16 protein-coding genes are annotated in these 15,638 nt (G+C 70.6%); 9 read left to right on the top strand and 7 right to left on the bottom strand.

Annotated elements, in window-relative coordinates:
• Positions 1-3 precede the first annotated feature (3 nt).
• Genes ABZX37_RS28020 through ABZX37_RS28035 form a run of 4 tightly spaced genes read left to right on the top strand, consistent with a single transcriptional unit; the run spans position 4 to position 4,591 of the window.
• Positions 4-1,104, top strand: coding sequence for an extracellular solute-binding protein (locus ABZX37_RS28020; protein ID WP_354744431.1), 1,101 nt, complete (start codon positions 4-6; stop codon positions 1,102-1,104).
• Positions 1,094-2,629: a class I adenylate-forming enzyme family protein gene (locus tag ABZX37_RS28025; protein WP_354744463.1), complete on the top strand. Its 1,536-nt coding sequence runs from the start codon at positions 1,094-1,096 to the stop codon at positions 2,627-2,629. The genes ABZX37_RS28020 and ABZX37_RS28025 overlap by 11 nt, the downstream gene beginning before the upstream one ends.
• Positions 2,626-3,813, top strand: coding sequence for a CoA transferase (locus ABZX37_RS28030; RefSeq protein WP_354744433.1), 1,188 nt, complete (start codon positions 2,626-2,628; stop codon positions 3,811-3,813). The genes ABZX37_RS28025 and ABZX37_RS28030 overlap by 4 nt, the downstream gene beginning before the upstream one ends.
• Complete coding sequence (locus ABZX37_RS28035; protein ID WP_354744435.1) at positions 3,806-4,591, top strand: enoyl-CoA hydratase/isomerase family protein; 786 nt, start codon at positions 3,806-3,808, stop codon at positions 4,589-4,591. Before ABZX37_RS28030 ends, ABZX37_RS28035 begins: the two co-directional genes overlap by 8 nt.
• A 14-nt stretch (positions 4,592-4,605) precedes the next feature.
• On the opposite strand, the gene ABZX37_RS28040 is transcribed toward ABZX37_RS28035, so the two are convergent.
• Positions 4,606-5,454, bottom strand: a complete 849-nt coding sequence (locus tag ABZX37_RS28040; protein ID WP_354744437.1) for an NmrA family NAD(P)-binding protein — start codon at positions 5,452-5,454, stop codon at positions 4,606-4,608.
• A gap of 124 nt (positions 5,455-5,578) precedes the next feature.
• On the opposite strand from ABZX37_RS28040, the gene ABZX37_RS28045 reads away from it, so the two are divergent.
• The 3 genes from ABZX37_RS28045 (at position 5,579) to ABZX37_RS28055 (ending at position 7,581) form a co-directional block, all read left to right on the top strand.
• Positions 5,579-6,568 (top strand): AraC family transcriptional regulator, encoded by a 990-nt coding sequence (locus ABZX37_RS28045; RefSeq protein WP_354744439.1) that lies wholly within the window; start codon positions 5,579-5,581, stop codon positions 6,566-6,568.
• 108 nt (positions 6,569-6,676) lie between these two features.
• Positions 6,677-6,889 carry a helix-turn-helix domain-containing protein gene (locus ABZX37_RS28050; protein ID WP_354744465.1) on the top strand — a complete coding sequence of 71 codons (213 nt, stop codon included), beginning with the start codon at positions 6,677-6,679 and terminating at the stop codon, positions 6,887-6,889.
• Complete coding sequence (locus ABZX37_RS28055; protein WP_354744441.1) at positions 6,889-7,581, top strand: Clp protease N-terminal domain-containing protein; 693 nt, start codon at positions 6,889-6,891, stop codon at positions 7,579-7,581. The genes ABZX37_RS28050 and ABZX37_RS28055 overlap by 1 nt, the downstream gene beginning before the upstream one ends.
• 314 nt (positions 7,582-7,895) lie before the next feature.
• On the opposite strand, the gene ABZX37_RS28060 is transcribed toward ABZX37_RS28055, so the two are convergent.
• Both ABZX37_RS28060 and ABZX37_RS28065 read right to left on the bottom strand, forming a co-directional pair.
• On the bottom strand, positions 7,896-8,696 hold the full coding sequence (locus ABZX37_RS28060; protein WP_354744443.1) for a pentapeptide repeat-containing protein: 801 nt from the start codon (positions 8,694-8,696) through the stop codon (positions 7,896-7,898).
• A gap of 46 nt (positions 8,697-8,742) precedes the next feature.
• A complete protein-coding gene (locus ABZX37_RS28065; protein ID WP_354744445.1) occupies positions 8,743-9,147 on the bottom strand; it encodes a hypothetical protein in 405 nt (134 codons plus the stop codon).
• Positions 9,148-9,233: 86 nt separating this feature from the next.
• Here ABZX37_RS28065 and ABZX37_RS28070 point away from each other — a divergent pair, with 86 nt between their 5' ends.
• On the top strand, positions 9,234-10,397 hold the full coding sequence (locus ABZX37_RS28070) for a histidine kinase (RefSeq protein WP_354744447.1): 1,164 nt from the start codon (positions 9,234-9,236) through the stop codon (positions 10,395-10,397).
• Positions 10,394-10,999 carry a response regulator transcription factor gene (locus ABZX37_RS28075; protein ID WP_354744449.1) on the top strand — a complete coding sequence of 202 codons (606 nt, stop codon included), beginning with the start codon at positions 10,394-10,396 and terminating at the stop codon, positions 10,997-10,999. Before ABZX37_RS28070 ends, ABZX37_RS28075 begins: the two co-directional genes overlap by 4 nt.
• Before the next feature lie 132 nt (positions 11,000-11,131).
• On the opposite strand, the gene ABZX37_RS28080 is transcribed toward ABZX37_RS28075, so the two are convergent.
• The 4 genes from ABZX37_RS28080 to ABZX37_RS28095 all read right to left on the bottom strand — a co-directional run bounded on the left by ABZX37_RS28080 (position 11,132) and on the right by ABZX37_RS28095 (position 15,507).
• Positions 11,132-11,620, bottom strand: coding sequence for a DinB family protein (locus tag ABZX37_RS28080; RefSeq protein ID WP_354744451.1), 489 nt, complete (start codon positions 11,618-11,620; stop codon positions 11,132-11,134).
• 166 nt (positions 11,621-11,786) lie between these two features.
• Complete coding sequence (locus ABZX37_RS28085; RefSeq protein ID WP_354744453.1) at positions 11,787-12,863, bottom strand: hypothetical protein; 1,077 nt, start codon at positions 12,861-12,863, stop codon at positions 11,787-11,789.
• 428 nt (positions 12,864-13,291) lie between these two features.
• Positions 13,292-14,272, bottom strand: a complete 981-nt coding sequence (locus ABZX37_RS28090) for a GNAT family N-acetyltransferase (RefSeq protein ID WP_354744455.1) — start codon at positions 14,270-14,272, stop codon at positions 13,292-13,294.
• A gap of 38 nt (positions 14,273-14,310) precedes the next feature.
• Complete coding sequence (locus ABZX37_RS28095) at positions 14,311-15,507, bottom strand: cytochrome P450 (protein WP_354744457.1); 1,197 nt, start codon at positions 15,505-15,507, stop codon at positions 14,311-14,313.
• Positions 15,508-15,638: the final 131 nt, after the last annotated feature.

A 15,638-nucleotide genomic window follows, 5' to 3' on the forward strand; every position in this document is an offset into this window, starting at 1 on the left:
GCCATGACGCGCCTACGGGGGCTTACGTGGGATCACCCCCGCGCCATCGACCCCATCGTCCGCACGTCCGCGGAATACGAAGCCCGCACGGGCATATCCGTCGAGTGGACGGCGCGGTCGCTCGAGGAATTCGAGGACGTCCCGCTCGACGAATTGGCGGACGAGTTCGACCTTCTGGCGATCGACCATCCGCACGTCGGAGACGCCGCGCGCGCCGGTGCTCTCGCGCCGTTGCCGTTGGAGGTGCTCGAGAACCGGGCGACGGCCTACGTCGGGCCGAGCCTGCGGAGCTATGTGTGGGAGAACCGGCTGATGGCCCTGCCGGTCGACGCGGCCTGCATGGTGAGCGCGGCCAAGGCTGGGACCGACCTCCCGCGCACGTGGCCGGACGTCCTCGCGCAGTTGGCCGCGCTCGGGCCTGCCCGCGCTCTGCTCGCCGCGAATCCCACGCATCTGTGGGGCACTCTGCTGTCGATGTGCGAAGCCGTCCGTCCGGGCGACCTGCCCGGTTGGTGGGGCGACGACGGGCTGGATGCCGACACCGTGTCGGAGGCATTGGCATTGCTGCGCGAGGTGCTGGCACTGCTGCCCGAGAGGTCGTTCGAGGCGAACCCGATCCAGGTGCTCGACGAACTCGCAGGCGCCGGGCCCGCGCTGTACACGCCGCTGGTCTTCGGCTATTGCACTTACGCCCGCGACCGGCGCGTCGTCTTCTCGGACGCTCCGGTCGCGGGTGGGCGGACGGCAACGGGGTCGCTCACCGGCGGGGTCGGCCTCGCCGTGTCAGCGCGGTCGGCCCAGCCGCAGGAGGCCGCGGACTTCGTCGTTTTCGCCACGTCCCCGGAGGTGCAGGCCGGGGTTTACCTGGCGGCGGGAGGTCAGCCCGCGGCGGCTCGCGCCTGGAGCGACCCGCTCGCCGGAGAGTTCTTCAGCGGAACGCTTTCGACCATGCAGCAGTCGTTCCTGCGCCCCCGGGTGCCGTCCTACCCGCGGTACCAGCGCGTGGCGGCATCCGCGCTGCACGACATGATCCGCAGCGGAGCCGACGACGCGCGGATCGTGGTGCGCCTCAACAACTTGTGGGCCGGTGCACATGTGGGTTAGCCGCACGCTGCCGGAGATTCTCGAGCGCACCTACGAGGCACACGGGGCCGCCCCCGCGCTGCTTCACGACGGACGCTGGCTCACGTTCGCCGAAACGGCCAGGCTCGCGCGAGGCATTCACGCCCTGCTCGTCGAGCACGGTGCCGCCGAAGGCGACCGCGTCGTCGTGCACCTCGAAAACGGCGTGACGACCCGGCTGCTCGATCAGGCCTTGCTCGGTTTCGGCCTCGTCCGGGTCGCCGTCTCCGCGAGGCTCCACGTCCGGGAGGTCGCGGCTATCTGCCTCGACGCAGAGGCGGCGGTCGTGTGCGCCGACCCCGGACAAGCCGACCTGCTGCGAGCCGCACTGCACGACGCTGGTGCCCGCACCGTCGTCGTCGGCCTGAATGCCGACTGCCTGCCCTCCCTTGACGACGGGCAGACGACAGCATTGGTGCGGCCGCGCGACGACGACGTGGCAATGCTGATGTACAGCTCTGGCACGACCGGCGCGCCGAAGGCGGCTGTGGTCACGCAAGGTGCCTGGGTTGCGCGAACCCGGCACTCGCTCGCGTGTCTGCCTCCCGTGACGGAGGCCGACACGGTGGTCCTCGCGGCCCCGGCGGCCCATTTCGCCGGGTCGGTCGCGCTCGACTGCTTCATCCAAGGCGCCCGGACGGTGATCGAGCGGCGATTCGACGCCGGAGCCGTCCTCGACTTGGTCGACCGGTACGACGGAACGATCGTGCCGCTGGTGCCGGTTCTGCTGGCACGCCTCGTCGAAGCAGCGGCGGAACGGCCCGCAAGCGGACGGAACCTCCGCTGCCTCCCGTACGGCGGCTCGTCCGTGAGCACCGACGTGCTGGTCCGCGCGTCCCGTCGATTCCCGGGCGTGCTCACCCAGTTCTACGGGCTCGCCGAAGCCCTCGCACCGCTTTCCGTGCTGACACCGGCCGACCACGACGAATCCGCCGCCGTCGGCTCGGACTCGAGCCGCCTCACGTCAGCAGGCAGGTTCGTCGAAGGCGTCGAGCACCGCGTGGACGACGGCGTCCTCGCGGTGCGGGGCAGCGTCGTCATGCCGGGCTACTGGCGTCGGCCAGACCTCGACGCGAAGGTGCTGTCCGACGGCTGGTTCGCCACCGGCGACCTGGCTCGTGTCGACGACGACGGCTATCTGCACCTGACCGGGCGCAGTTCGGACGTCATCGACTCCGGCGGGTACAACATCCAGCCGAGGGAAGTGGAACAGGTCATCGAACGGGTCCCCGGGGTGGCCGATGTCGCCGTGGCAGGCGTGCCGGATCCCCAGTGGGGCGAGGCGGTGCACGCGTTCGTGGTCGTCGACGACGATGCCCTGTGCGATCCCGAAACCCTGGCGACGACGCTGCGCGACGCATGCGCGGGCGCCATCGCCTCGTACAAGAAGCCGCGGCACGTCCACGTGCGAAACAGCTTGCCGCGCAACCACTACGGCAAAGTCGACCGACGGGCCCTGCGGGATTCCGTCGCGCCCGAGCCGCCGATGAAGGAGACAGTCGCATGACCCAGGCGCTCGAAGGGATCCGCATCCTCGACTTCACGCAGATGATGCTCGGCCCGTATGGGACGCAGATGCTCGCGGACCTCGGCGCGGACGTCATCAAGGTGGAGCGCCCCGAGGGGGAGTGGGAACGCTCGCTGGAGATGATGGGCGGCCTGGTCGCCGGGGAATCGGCCGCGTATCTCGCGATGAACCGCAACAAGCGGTCGCTCGCGTTGGATCTCAAGGACCCGGCCGCGCGGGACGCGCTGCTGCGCCTCGCGGCGACGTGCGATGTCGTGGTCGAGAACTTCCGCCCGGGAGTCATGGAGAAACTGGGACTGGGCTACGACGACATCCGCGCGGTGCGGCCCGACGTCGTCTACTGCTCCGGGTCGGGCTGGGGGCAGGACACGCCGTTCGCCCGCGAGCGCCGTCCCGGACAGGACCTCCTCATCCAGGCGATGTCGGGACTGGCCGCAGCGACCGGTCGACGCGGCGACCCGCCGACACCCGCGGGGACGGCGATCGTCGACCACGCCACCGCGCTGACTCTCGCGAACGGGATCCTCGCGGCTCTCGTCGCGCGGGAACGGCACGGGATCGGGCAGCTCGTCGAAGTGGACCTCTACTCGACCGCCATCGCCATGCAGTGCCAGGAGATCTCCGCTTTCCTCAACCAAGACGGCAGCTACGAGCGGTCCGAGGAAGGCATCGGCCAGGCGTGGCTGTCGGCTCCGTTCGGCGTCTACGAGGCAAAGGACGGCTGGATCGCACTGGCGATGGCCCCGCTGGACGTCGTCGCGGACGTAGTCGGCGACCCGTCGCTCGCCGATCTCGATCCCTGGGCGGACCGGGACGAGGTCAAGCGTCGCCTGGAGTCGCTCGTGCGCCAGGAGCCAGCGGCACATTGGGTCCAGACTCTGGGCGCCGCAGGACTTTGGGCAGCGCGCGTGCGGACCACCGAGGAGGCCGTCGCTGAGCTGCGGGAGCAGGATTCAGACCTCCTGATCACCACCGAAGGCCCCGATGGATCCCCGATCTCGCTGATCGGATGCCCCGTCACCCTCAGCGAGACGCCGTGGCAGCTCCGCTCGGCCCCGCCGCGGGCAGGTGAGCACACCACGGAGGTACTGCGCGAGGTGCTCACCGACGAGGAGATTGCCCGCTTCACGACCCCCGCTCTGAGGAATGCCGCCCATGACTGACGTCCACCCCAACCTGGTCGTGCGCGACGAGGGCGCGGTCCGGATCCTGCGGATCGAGCGCGAGGACAAGCTCGGCGCCTTCTCCGGTTCGCTGATCACCGCTCTGGGGAACGAGATCGCGGCCCTGCACAAGAATGATGCCGTGCGCGCAGTCATCCTCACCGGCACGGGCCGGGGCTTCGTGGCCGGTGCGGACATCGGCGAGTATGGCACTTCCTCGCGAGCCGAATTCGAGGCGTACCAAAGACGTTCGCGGGTGGTCTTCGACGCGCTCAGCGCACTGCCGCAACCGACCGTCGCGGCAGTCAACGGCTACGCATTCGGCGGCGGCTTCGAAATCGCCCTCTGCTGCGACGTCATCCTCTGCGCGGAAACCGCCCGCTTCGGCCTGCCGGAAATCAAGCTCGGCCTCATCCCCGGCGGAGGCGGTCCGCAGCGACTGGCCCGCCAGGTCGGCCCGAGGTGGACGAAGGAGCTGGTCCTGACCGGACGCACCGCTTACCCCGACGAGGCGCTCGCGCGCGGCGTTGTCGCGAAGGTCGTCGCCCCGGACCGGTTGCCCGCCGAGGCGCTGGAACTGGCCACGACGCTCGCTCTCCTGCCCGCCGAGGCCGCCCGCGCGGCGAAGCGACGCATCGACGAGGGAGCGGAGCAAGATCTGGAGACCGCGCTCACCGACGATCAAGCGGCGCTGGGCAGGTTGTTCGACACGCCGGATGCGAAGGAGGGCATCGACGCGTTCATCCAGAAACGCCCGCCCGCGTTCGGACGTCTCTGACGCCGCCGGGCTGATCACCGCCACAGGCCTGCCGCGGCGCGGGCGTAGTCGGCGAAGGAGACCGGCGGCCGGCCGGTGATCCGCTGGACGTCGTCGGTCACGTCGGCGGCACAGTCGTTGCGGATGCCTTCGTACATGGCGGCGTAGAAGTCGGCGACCTGACCGGGAGTGCCCCCGCCGAGCAGGGCTTCGCGGAACTCGGCCGGGTCCATCGCCTGGTACCGCACCGGTCTTCCCGCCGCGTCGCCCACGATCGCGGCCATGTCCGAAAAGGACAGTGAATGGGGTCCGGTCAGGGAGCAGGTCTGGTGCCGATGCCCGCCCTGGGTCAGCGCGGCCGCGGCGACGGCGGCGATGTCCTCGACGGAGATCGGCGCCACCCGGCCGTCGCCCGCGGGAACCGAGACCACACCGGTACGGATGCCCTGCAGGATCGCGGGGTGTTCGGAGAAATTCTCGGCGAAGACGTTGGGACGCAGGATCGTCGCGGGCACCGGCCCCGTTTCGAGGAATCGCTCGACCCCGTGCGCCGCGAATCCGCCACCGGACAGATGCGCGGTCATGTTCGACAGGTGGACCACCCGGCGAACCCCGGCAGCCTTGGCGTGGTCAAGCAGCGCCGCCACCTCTGCCGTGGGGTCGGGGCTGATCGGGAACCACTGGTAGATCGCGTCCACGCCGTCCAGCGCGGGCGGGTAGGTCGCCGGGTCGTCCCAGTCGAGGCGAACCGGCGTCACCGAACCCTCCGCGCTCCCCGGGGCCTGGCTCGCCGCCCGGATCGTGTGCCCCTGCTCGGCCAGCAAGGACACCACGCGGCGTCCGGTGCGTCCGGTCGCGCCGAGGACAAGAACTGTGGCGGGCACGCGTTCCTCGCAAGGTAGGGTCGAAACGGTAACGACATCACCGTATGAATGGGTCATCGACGCGCGCCATGACAGTTCTCGACAGATTCATATCCGATCGGCGCCGTGCCGGAGCGAATCGGGTATGACGGTGAAGGCGGTCGGCCGTGAGCGCGACCATGTGGCCGAGGTCGTGGGCGACATCGTCGCCGCACTCCGGCGCGGCGGCGTCGTCTACGGCAGGGCGCTGCTGCACGCTCCCTGGGGCATCGCGTTCGAGTCGCGCTCGATCGCCACCATCTACGTCGTGATCGCCGGTTCCTGCGTGCTCGTCCCCGATGGCGGACAACCGCTGCATCTCGCGCAGGGAGACGTCGCGTTGCTGCCGTCCGGCGCCGGGCATGTCGCCGCCGACACCCCAGGCCGACCCGCACGCACCGTACGAGAACTGTTCGGCGCCGACCTGGAGGAGCTGTCAGCCACCGACCTCGTCATCAAGGGAGACGGCCCCGAGACCGTTCTGGTCTGCGGCGCGTACCTGCTCGAACCGGCGCCGCAGCACCCGTTCATCGCCTCGCTGCCCGACGTCGTGCACGTCACGGCGAGCCAAATGCGCGGCACCTGCCTCGCCGCCGCCGTCCACTTGCTCACCACCGAAGTCGACCAGGCCGGCCGCGGCACGCCCGCCGTGGTGGCCTCGCTGCTCGACCTGCTGTTCACCTACACCTTGAGGTCCTGGTTTCTCGGCCAGCCCGACCAGCTGGTCGGATGGGCGCACGCGCTCCACGACCCCGCGGTCGGCCCCGCGCTCGCGCTCCTGCACGACGACCCCGGTAAACCCTGGACCGTGGAGGCACTCGCACACGCCGTCGGCGTCCCGCGAGCCCGGTTCAGCCGCCGATTCGCCTCGACGACCGGTCACGCCCCCATGGAGTACCTCGGAATCTGGCGGATGACCGTGGCCGCGCGCCTGCTGCGCGAGGGCCAAGCCCCTCTGCGGCAGATCGCGCGGAAGGTGGGGTACGACTCGGAATTCGCGTTCGCGCGCGCTTTCAAACGGGTCGTGGGGCATGCTCCTGGTCGTTATCGCGCGATGCACCGTCGCAATGAGGGCGCTGCTGATCCGCGGCAATGACTCGTAGTCCAGTTGACCCGGCTCCGACGTCCGGGAACGCAGCTTCGATTCCTGCCGGAGCGCGATTGCCACCCGGACGATCGTCAGCATATGCTGACGGCCATGTCGATGATTGCCGATCTCGACCAGGCCGTGCGCGGAGCCGACCCCGATGCGGGATTGCGGGCTGTGGCCCGGCTTCGCACGCTGGTCGAGCAGTTGGAGGCCGAGCAGGTAGCGGCGGCGCGGCGGAACGGGTGGTCGTGGCGGGACATCGCCGTCCGACTCGGCGTCACCAAGCAGACCGTGCACCGCAAGCACCACCGAGCCGAGGGGGCCTGATGTTCCGAGGAGATCACCCTGAGCTGAGCCAGGTGGTGCGCCAGGCGATCACGCTGGCGCGCGGCTTCGGACATCCGCGCACAGGCAGTGAACATCTTCTGCTGGCCCTCGCCGCGGGCAGTTCCGTCGCCGCAGTACTGGCCAGCCACGGAGCGACCGGGGAGGCGATCCGCCGGGCCGTTCTTCTGGCTGCTCCGGCGGGCGCTGGCGCGGCCGCGGACCGAACTGTCCTGGCGCCGCTCGGGATCGATCTCCAGGGCCTGGCCGGGGCAGCACTCGACCGCCCGCCTGTCCGCGAACCGTTGCTGCCTCTTGGAACGACGGAAGCACGCCGACGATGCGCCCGGCAACAACCTCCGCTCGGGTTGGACGCGCAAGCGGCGTACGAGGCGTCGTTGCGGCTCGCCCTCGCCCGCCGGGAACGGGAGCACCGGACCGAACACCTGGCCTTCGTGCTGGTCGCGCTTGATCCCGGCACGTCGTGGGTCTTCGACGTCGCAGGCATCGATCAACGAGCCTTGCTCGCCGGCCTCGCCGCGGCCTTCCCCATCCCGCAGCGCAATCCGGTGCTGCGAGCCGAACGACGGCTCGGGTGCCGCTTCCGCCATCGCGACCTCGTGCGGCGCTACCAGCGCACGACAGGACGCACAGTCTCCGCGGGGGACGCCGTCGCCGCACTCATCGTCGCCTGATCTCCGTCCTCATCGGACGGTCCCCGCACGCGGTTCGGCGCCACGGCGCGCGACGCCGACCCGGTTCAACCTGCGGACGCCCCGCGCCGCCCTGCGGCAATCCGTAAGGGTTGAACTGCACTGAACCATTACCGCACCATGGCGGCATGCAAGAAAACCGTTGCCCCCGTTGCGGCTGGCCCCTGGCCGAGCTGCCCGCCTCCGCTGTCGTTCCCGCGTCGGCGGCCAGCCGGACCGAGTACGTGCGTTGTGTGTGCGGCAGCTGGATCGCCCGGCTCGGCGGGGTCGTCGTGGGATCTACCCGGCCGCGCTGACTACCAGTGTTCGGGGCGGGCCAGCCGTGAAGGCAGCTTGGTCGCAGCGTCGCTGCGGGCGGCGTTGACTTGGGACTGGGTAAGGAAAAGGCTGTCGGTGAAGTCGGCGCCGCGGATGTCGGCGTCGCGCAGGTCCGCACCGATGAGGTCGGCGCGGCGCAGGTCCGCGCCCCGGAGATTGGCCGCGATCAGGTACGCGCCGCGCAGGTTCGTGCTGCGAAGGTCCGCTCCGGCCAGTTTCGCGCCGATCAGGTCGGCCCCGCGACGGTCCTTCTTGCGTCCGGCTCCGGCGCGGACCAGTTCGCTGGTGCGCGCCAGCAGCGGGTTCACCTCGGCCCGGCGTGCGTCGATGTCGATCGCCAGCACTGCGTCGGCGTCTCCGGCGGTCGCCTGCTCGATCTCGGCGATCGCCGCGTCCAATTCGGCGTGGATCTCGCGGGTGGCGGCCAGCGAGCGCGCCTCGGTGAGATACCAGAGCAGCTCGTGCAGGTGCCGCATTACGGGCAGCGCGGCAAACATCTGCTTCCGGGTTTCGGGAGCTTCGCGCCAGCTGCGGCCGCTGAAGGTCACCTGCGACACCTGCTGTCCGGCGCCGAAGCAGTCGTACCCGGTGCAGCCCGCGAAACCCTTGGGGCGCAATTGATCGTGGATGCCGCACCGGAAGTCGTGCCGCAGGTTCGGGCACGGGTCGCCGGCGCGCTTGTCGATGGCGAAATCGGCGGATTTGGTGAAGGTGAGCGCGACGCAGCAGAGCGCGAAACAGCTCGCGCAGTCGGCGGTCAGGGTACGGCGGTCGGACAAGGTCTCTCCAGCGAAGGCGGGCGAACCTGTCCAGCGTAGTCGCCGCTCAACTCCCGGCGACGACCACGACGCGTCGGCGGCGCGTGCGCATCGCCAGGGCTGCGAGCACGAACACCTGAAGCTCCGGTTCTACGCCGGGCAGGTCGGCCGAGCTGGCGGAGACGGTCCCGGCCTCGTCGACCCGAGCGTGGTCGCGGCGGCCGGTCCGCCGGAAGCGCAGCACCTCGTCGCCGCTCTCGACGCTCCAGTTTCGCGCGCCCGGTCGGCGAGTGCTGGCGAGCACCGACCCGTCGGCCGCCAGCAACTGGTAGGTGCCGAGCCGACGGCGGATCCGGTAGCCGGTGCCGTCCAGCCGAAACTGTCCTCCGGACCGGCCTTCGACCACGGTGAGCGGGCGGTTGTCGCTGGTGATCTCGTATTTCGTCAGGCCCGATTTGTCTATGTGCAACATGGAGCCACTCCACCATCGACCCGCGGGGACGGCCCGTGCCGTTTGTCATGGGTGATCATCAGCGAGTCACCCGTACCATGATCGACGTGCGCGAACCCGATCCGGACCGGTTCTCGGCCCGTCAGTGGCCGGACTGGAGTTTCTGGACGGACGCGCGCACCGGGGCGTCCGCTCGGCACCGCGGCCGCGTCCGGTCCGTGGTCGTCAACGGCCTCATGATGGGCTTCCTGGCCGCCTGGGTCATCGCGCTCTCGGACGGGCGGTACGGGCCGGTGCGCACCGGGCTCGTTTTCGGCTTTCTCGGCTGCTACGCCCTCGCGTACCTGCTGGTCCTGTGGTTCGGCCCGCTCGCGCTGCGGCGGCAGCGGATCGCGATGGTGGCGGCGATGTTCGCGCTCGGCGCCACGCCCGCGCTGATCCTGGGCTCCCCGGAGTACCTCACCGGGCTCACCTACGCGATCGCGACCGGCCTCATGCTGTTGCCGCTGCGGTTTTCCCTGCCGCTCGGTTTCGGGACGGCCGTCGCGCAGATCGCGTGGATGGCCGTCGGGGAGGGCCGGGTCAGCTGGGGCGAGGTCCTGACGCTCGTGGCCGTCACCGCGATCCTCGGCGTCGTCTACGCGCTGACGTTCACCATCGGCCACCTCAAACTGGCCCGCGAACAGATCCGGCGGATGGCCGTCGACCAGGAACGGCAGCGCGTCGCCCGCGACCTGCACGACGTCCTCGGCCACAGCCTCTCCACGATGACGCTGAAACTCGGCCTGACGCGGCGCATCCTGGAAACTTCCGGCGACACCGCGGCGGCGCTCGGAGAGATCCGGGACCTGGACGACCTGTGCCGGGAAGCCCTCTCCGATGTCCGCGCCACCGTGTCCGACTACCGCGCCGTGTCGCTCGCGACCGAAGTCGCCGGTGCCCGGATGGCACTGCGCGCCGCCGGAGTCCACGCCGATCTGCCCGCGCCCGATGCCGCGGCCCCTGAACTGCAGGGCGTTTTCGGTTACGTAGTAAGGGAAGCCGTGACGAACGTGCTCCGCCATTCCGACGCCCAGCGCTGCACGATCCGTGTCGGCCGCGACTGGCTGGAAGTCGCCGACGACGGCACCGTCCCGGACGGCGTCGTCCCCGGGCACGGTCTCACCGGCCTCGCCGAGCGGATGGCCGCGGTGTCCGGCTCGCTCGAACACGGCCGCGGCCCGCACGGCGGATTCCGGGTGCTGGCCCGCGGACCGGCTGGTGCTGCGTGATCCGGGTCCTGCTGGCCGACGACCAGGCGCTCGTGCGCGGCGCGATGGCTTCCCTGCTGCGGATGGAATCGGACCTCGAGGTGGTCGCCGAGGTCGGCTCCGGCCTCGAGGTCGTGCCCGCCGCGCAGCGGACCACGCCCGACATCGCGCTCGTCGACGTCCAGATGCCCGGCCGCGACGGACTCGCCGTGACCGCCGACCTGCGCCGAGAACTGCCGGACTGCCGCGTGCTGATCTGCACCACCTTCAGCCGCCCCGGGTACCTGTCGCGCGCGATGTCCGCGGGCGCGGCCGGGTTCGTGGTGAAGGATTCGCGCCCGGAACAGCTGATCAACGCGATCCGCCGGGTGCACGCCGGACTGCGGTTCGTGGACCCGGCCCTCGCGGCCGAGTCGCTGGCCAGCGGCGCGAGCCCGCTCACCGACCGCGAGGCGGACGTCCTGCGCGCCGCGGCGGAAGGCGGAACCGTCGCGGACATGGCGACCGCACTGGGCCTGTCGGCGGGGACCGTGCGCAACCATCTGTCGTCGGCGATCGGGAAGACCCAAGCCCGCACCCGCGCGGAAGCGGTCCGGGTGGCCGAAACGAGCGGATGGCTGTAGCGGCTCGGGCGTGGCGAGGCCGTAGCCGACCGAGTCGGGAAACTGGACATCCCGGTCCTGGCGTTCCTGGCCAAACACCAGGGGCCCGGTGGCGCCGCGTCTCGGCGTGGCACCACCGGGGAGCCAGGGGAGTCAGGGGAGTGGCTGGTCGATCTGCTCGCGCAGGATGTCGCCGTGTCCCGCGTGCCGGGCGAATTCCTGGATCATCGCGAGCAGCGTCCAGCGCATGCTGACGGTTCCCTCACCGGGGAATTCCTTGGTGTCGTCGAGTTCGAAGCGCGCGGCGATCTCCCGCGACCGCTGGCTGGCGCGCTCGTACTCGGCGATCACATCGGCCACGGTCTCGTCGTCGGTGACGGTGAAGGTGCCGACGTCGCGCTTCGAGTAACCGTCGCATTCGGACTCCTCGAGCCCGGCCCAGAACCGCTGGAACCAAATCCGTTCCGCGGCGGCGGCGTGCTTGACCACGGAAATCGGCGTCGACAACGACGCGACGAGCCGCCGTCGGGCGTCGGCTTCGGACAGGCCGCGCAGGGTTTCGACGAGCGCTTCGCGGTTGCGGTCGAGCGTGTTCTCGAGGAGAGCTCGTTCGGTGCCGTCGGTGAGGCGTTCGGTGGGCATGGTTCTGCTCCGTTTCTCGGGCATGGCTGGGGACGACCTGACGAGGCCGGGATCGATGAAGTGCGCCGATGCGGGCCAGGAAAAGCACCGCAGGCAAGAACAGTCCGCCGGGAAGAACCGGCGACTGAGATCATTCAACCACAACCCAGCCGGGCACGCGGCCGCCTCAGTGCCCAGCCTCCTCTTCCGCCTCCTCGGCCTTTTCTGCTTCCCGCAGGCGTTTCAGCTCGTCCAGCTCAGCCTGCTGCGCACTGACGCGAGCGCGCAGTTCCCCCAGCTCAGCGTGCAGCGGCGCCAGCGTTTCGGCGTACCCCTTGGTCGCCTGGCTCAACTGCGCCGCTGACTCGGCGACCCGCTGATCCGCCGCGAGCTGGACCCCGCGCACCCGCTCGTCCGCCTCCGCCGCGTGCTCGCGCATCCGCAGTTCCTGGTCGCGCAACCGGCTTTCGTGCTCGGCGGCCAGCGACGTCCGCAGTTCCTGCTGTGCCTCCGCGGCGTCGCGACGGGCCTGTTCGAGATCCTCGACCGCCGTCGCGCGCAACGCCGAGATCTCGCGCTGCAACCCCGTGACCCGGTCGTGCGCCGCTGCCGCCTGTTCGAGCGCGCGCTGACGGTTGTTCTCCGCCTCATCACGAACGGCCAACGCCGCTTCCTGCGCTTTCCTTGCCGCAGAAGCATTCGAGAGCGCACTGTCGCGCTCGGCACGGTCCACTTCGGACTGCTTTTTGGCCTCCGCCTCAGCCGCGCGCGCCTCCTCCGCAGCAGCCACCGCGTGCGCTCGCTCCGCGTTCGCCACCCGGGCCTGCTCCAGCGCCTCGTCGCGAGCCGCCTCAGCCTCTTCCCGCGCTTTGAGGGCCGCTGCGGTCTGGTCGGTGACGTGCGTGCGCAGCGCGGACAGCTCCGCGTGCAACGGGTCCAGCGCCGACAGCGCCGAGCCGAGCTGCTCGTCGAGCGCCTGGGTGTCAAGCAGGGTCATCGGCTGGTCGGGGCCGTAGACGGTCACCCAGATCTCGCGCTGCTCGTCGAGCATCGCGCACGTGACGACCTTCGCGCCCCATCTGCCGTACCGCTCGGGGTCGGCCGGGCAGTACGGCGTCGGCCGCCCGCCCTGGCGGGGGATGGGCGGCAGCGGCTGGCCGCAGTAGGCGCACCCCGCCTCGTCCCCGGCGGCCAACGCGCGCACGGTCGCCTCCCGACGTTCCTCCCGGCTCCCACGCCGGATCGGCGGCCCACCCGTCTCCATCGATGCCCCTTTCCGCAGGTGGAACCTATCCTACAGTTTCAGTAGTGATACTCGAACACCAGGTATCACTTTCAGAAGTGAAACACCCGACAGCGATCAGGAGAGACTGGCTATATGGATAACTGAGATTATTAATATGGTTGTGGCGCAGGCGGCTCGGAGAGTCAGCGAAGGCCCTCGGGGGTGGGTGCCGGAGCGAAATTTTGTGTCTTGGCGAGCGGCTGAGCCCGAGTCGGCCAGGATGGGCTGCCGTCGATACACATCGATCACAGGCGCGCCTGTGCGGAAGTTCGGCGGACAGGGCGGAGACCTCAGGCGGACGAGATGGACGCCGATGCAGAAGCGGGGAGCCCGAACCCGAGGCGTGGGTTGAGGCGCGACGGACAGCGGCCTCACCGCTGGCAGCCGCTCCCTCGCCGCGAGCCGCCCTAAAGCGACCGGCTCACCACACTGAACGCCCGCTCCGTCGCGAATCCCAGCCGGTGGTTGACCTCGATCATGTGCGTGTTGCCCGCCCCAGTGGCGGTCCAGACCTGTGCCGCGTCGACCCGGTCCGCCGTGAACCAGCGCAGCATCGCGGCCTTCATCGCCAGCCCCAGCCGGTGTCCGCGATGGGCGGCGAGCACCGCGGTGTCGCCCTGCCGCAGCCGCTCCGGCATCAGCGGACGCACCTCCATCTCCGTCAGGCCCACGACCTCGCCACCAGGACCGACCGCCACGACCGTCCGGTGCTCGATGTCCCGCTCGCGATACGACGTTTCCACCCGGCGGACCCGGTCTGCCGTCCACTCGACCGCGCCCAGCTCGGACTCGCCGAGCGGCGCGTCGCCGATCGCGGCACGAGCCTTCGCGAACGCCTCGACAAGGTCCTCCGGCGCGGCGCCGATCCACCGCGCCAGCCGGTATCCCGAGGGCACGGCCACCTCCCACCGCCCGCGGTCGACGTCGCCCAGTTCCAGGATCTGCAGGACAGTGGTGTGCACGAACCGGAACCCGAGCCGCTGAGCCCAGCTTTCGCCGGGACCGCCCACGGTGAGGTTCCATCCCTCCACCTGGGTCCGGCCGCGGTCCCGCAGCATCGCCTCCGCCGTCCGCAGAAACTCCGTCCCGATGCCCTGGCGACGCACTTCCGGACGCACCTGGATCCGCACGACGGCGAGATGCCGGTTCCCGTCGGCGGGCAGGTTCACGATCGCCCTGGCGACGAGGCGGCCGTCCCGGTACGCGGTCCACACCAGCTGCTCGCCCGCTTGGACCTGCGGCGCGCGCAACGCGGAGATCGTCTCCTGCCGCGTCAAGGCCGGACGTTCCGGGAATTCGAGCTGATAGGCGGAAAACTGCAGCTCGTGCAGCTCGTCCCACTCCGCGTCGCTTGCCCGGTCGACGTCGAACGCCCGCACGTCCAGCACTGTCGCCCCCTGCTCGGAAACCCGCCCCTCCCGGCAACCTACCGCCACTGCGCCGAGGTTTTCCGCCGAATGGACACGTGGACCGGCAGCGCCGTCAGCCCGCGCAGGGTCGCGGTGTCCTCCCAGGCCGGACAGCCGGCCAAGGTCAGCGTGATCCCGTTGTCCCGCAGGCAGTCGAAGAGCGTCCGCAGCTGCAGGCCGACCAGCGCGGCCCCGAGACAGGAGTGCGCGCCGCGGCCGAATCCGAGGTGCAGGCCGCGCCGGGGCCGCGGATTCACCTCGTCCGGGCAAGGAAACACGGCGGGATCCCGGTTGGCGGCGGCCAGCAGCACGATCACGACGTCGCCGCGCCGGATGCGCTGGCCGCCCAGTTCGCCGTCGGCGACGCAGATCCGGCCGTCGGCTTGCACGGAGCCGTCGAGCCGGACCAGTTCGTCGGCGAGATCGTCGGCGCCGTCCAACGCGGACAACTGGTCCAGCAGGCCCGGCCGGCGCGCCAGGCGCAGCAAAGCCGCGCCGAGCAGGCGGCTGGACGATTCGTAACCCGCGTGCAGGACCGCTCGGAGCGAGTTCGCCAGCAGGTCCGCGGAGATGCCGGGACGGACGTACCGCGCACGGCGGGCGGCGGCGACGAAACCGGTCTGGTTGTCGTCGGCCAGCCAGCCCGCGACGAGCTCGCTCAGCCGCGCCCGAGCCTGGTCCCCGGCCTCCGCCCGGGACGGGTCGAGACCGGAATCCATGCTGCGCACGATGGCGTTGGAGTAACGCTCGAACTCCTCGCCGTCCGGCCGTTGCACGCCGAGATAGCGGCTGATCGTGTCGAGCGCGACGGGGCGGGCGAAGCCCCACACCAGGTCGGCCGGGCAGTCGTCGGCGAGCGCGAGCAGCCGGGAGGTCATGGTCGCGCGCAGGCGGTCGGCCATCGCACGTTGCGGCACCTGGTGCAGCGCACAGACCAGCAGGCGGCGGATCCCGGTGTGCTCCGGCGGGTCGAGCTGCTGCAGGTTCACCGACGCCGCGGGAACGTCGGTCCCGACGCGGCGGAAGTCCGAGGCGTAGCGGGCGGTGTCGGCGAGCACCTGGCGTCCGGCCGCGTGTCCGGTGACGACCCAGGAGTCCAGCATTCCGTGCCAGTACACCGGGTGCGCCTCGCGCAGCCTGCGGTAATACGGGTGCGGATCGGCGAGCACGCGCGGGTCGAGCGGCTCGTAGTACGGGTCGTCGTGCGGTGCCAAGACGTCCTCCGGTTCCCGGGCTAGCACGCCGCGGTCGAGTCGGCCGATCCGCCGGAGAACCGTGCGTCCGTCATCAGCGCGATGGAGATGCCTTTCGTCCGGCACAGCGCGGTGATGCGCGACGTCGGGTC

The organism is Amycolatopsis sp. NPDC004079, assembly GCF_040610415.1.
In the GTDB taxonomy this organism is placed as follows: domain Bacteria; phylum Actinomycetota; class Actinomycetes; order Mycobacteriales; family Pseudonocardiaceae; genus Amycolatopsis; species Amycolatopsis halotolerans.

Coding starts and splice junctions, on each gene's coding strand:
- ABZX37_RS28035 (WP_354744435.1), top strand. CDS start 3,806: ATGACTGACGTCCACCCCAACCTGGTCGTGCGCGACGAGGGCGCGGTC.
- ABZX37_RS28025 (WP_354744463.1), top strand. CDS start 1,094: ATGTGGGTTAGCCGCACGCTGCCGGAGATTCTCGAGCGCACCTACGAG.
- ABZX37_RS28050 (WP_354744465.1), top strand. CDS start 6,677: ATGATTGCCGATCTCGACCAGGCCGTGCGCGGAGCCGACCCCGATGCG.
- ABZX37_RS28080 (WP_354744451.1), bottom strand. CDS start 11,620: ATGCCCACCGAACGCCTCACCGACGGCACCGAACGAGCTCTCCTCGAG.
- ABZX37_RS28055 (WP_354744441.1), top strand. CDS start 6,889: ATGTTCCGAGGAGATCACCCTGAGCTGAGCCAGGTGGTGCGCCAGGCG.
- ABZX37_RS28085 (WP_354744453.1), bottom strand. CDS start 12,863: ATGGAGACGGGTGGGCCGCCGATCCGGCGTGGGAGCCGGGAGGAACGT.
- ABZX37_RS28020 (WP_354744431.1), top strand. CDS start 4: ATGACGCGCCTACGGGGGCTTACGTGGGATCACCCCCGCGCCATCGAC.
- ABZX37_RS28065 (WP_354744445.1), bottom strand. CDS start 9,147: ATGTTGCACATAGACAAATCGGGCCTGACGAAATACGAGATCACCAGC.
- ABZX37_RS28030 (WP_354744433.1), top strand. CDS start 2,626: ATGACCCAGGCGCTCGAAGGGATCCGCATCCTCGACTTCACGCAGATG.
- ABZX37_RS28045 (WP_354744439.1), top strand. CDS start 5,579: ATGACGGTGAAGGCGGTCGGCCGTGAGCGCGACCATGTGGCCGAGGTC.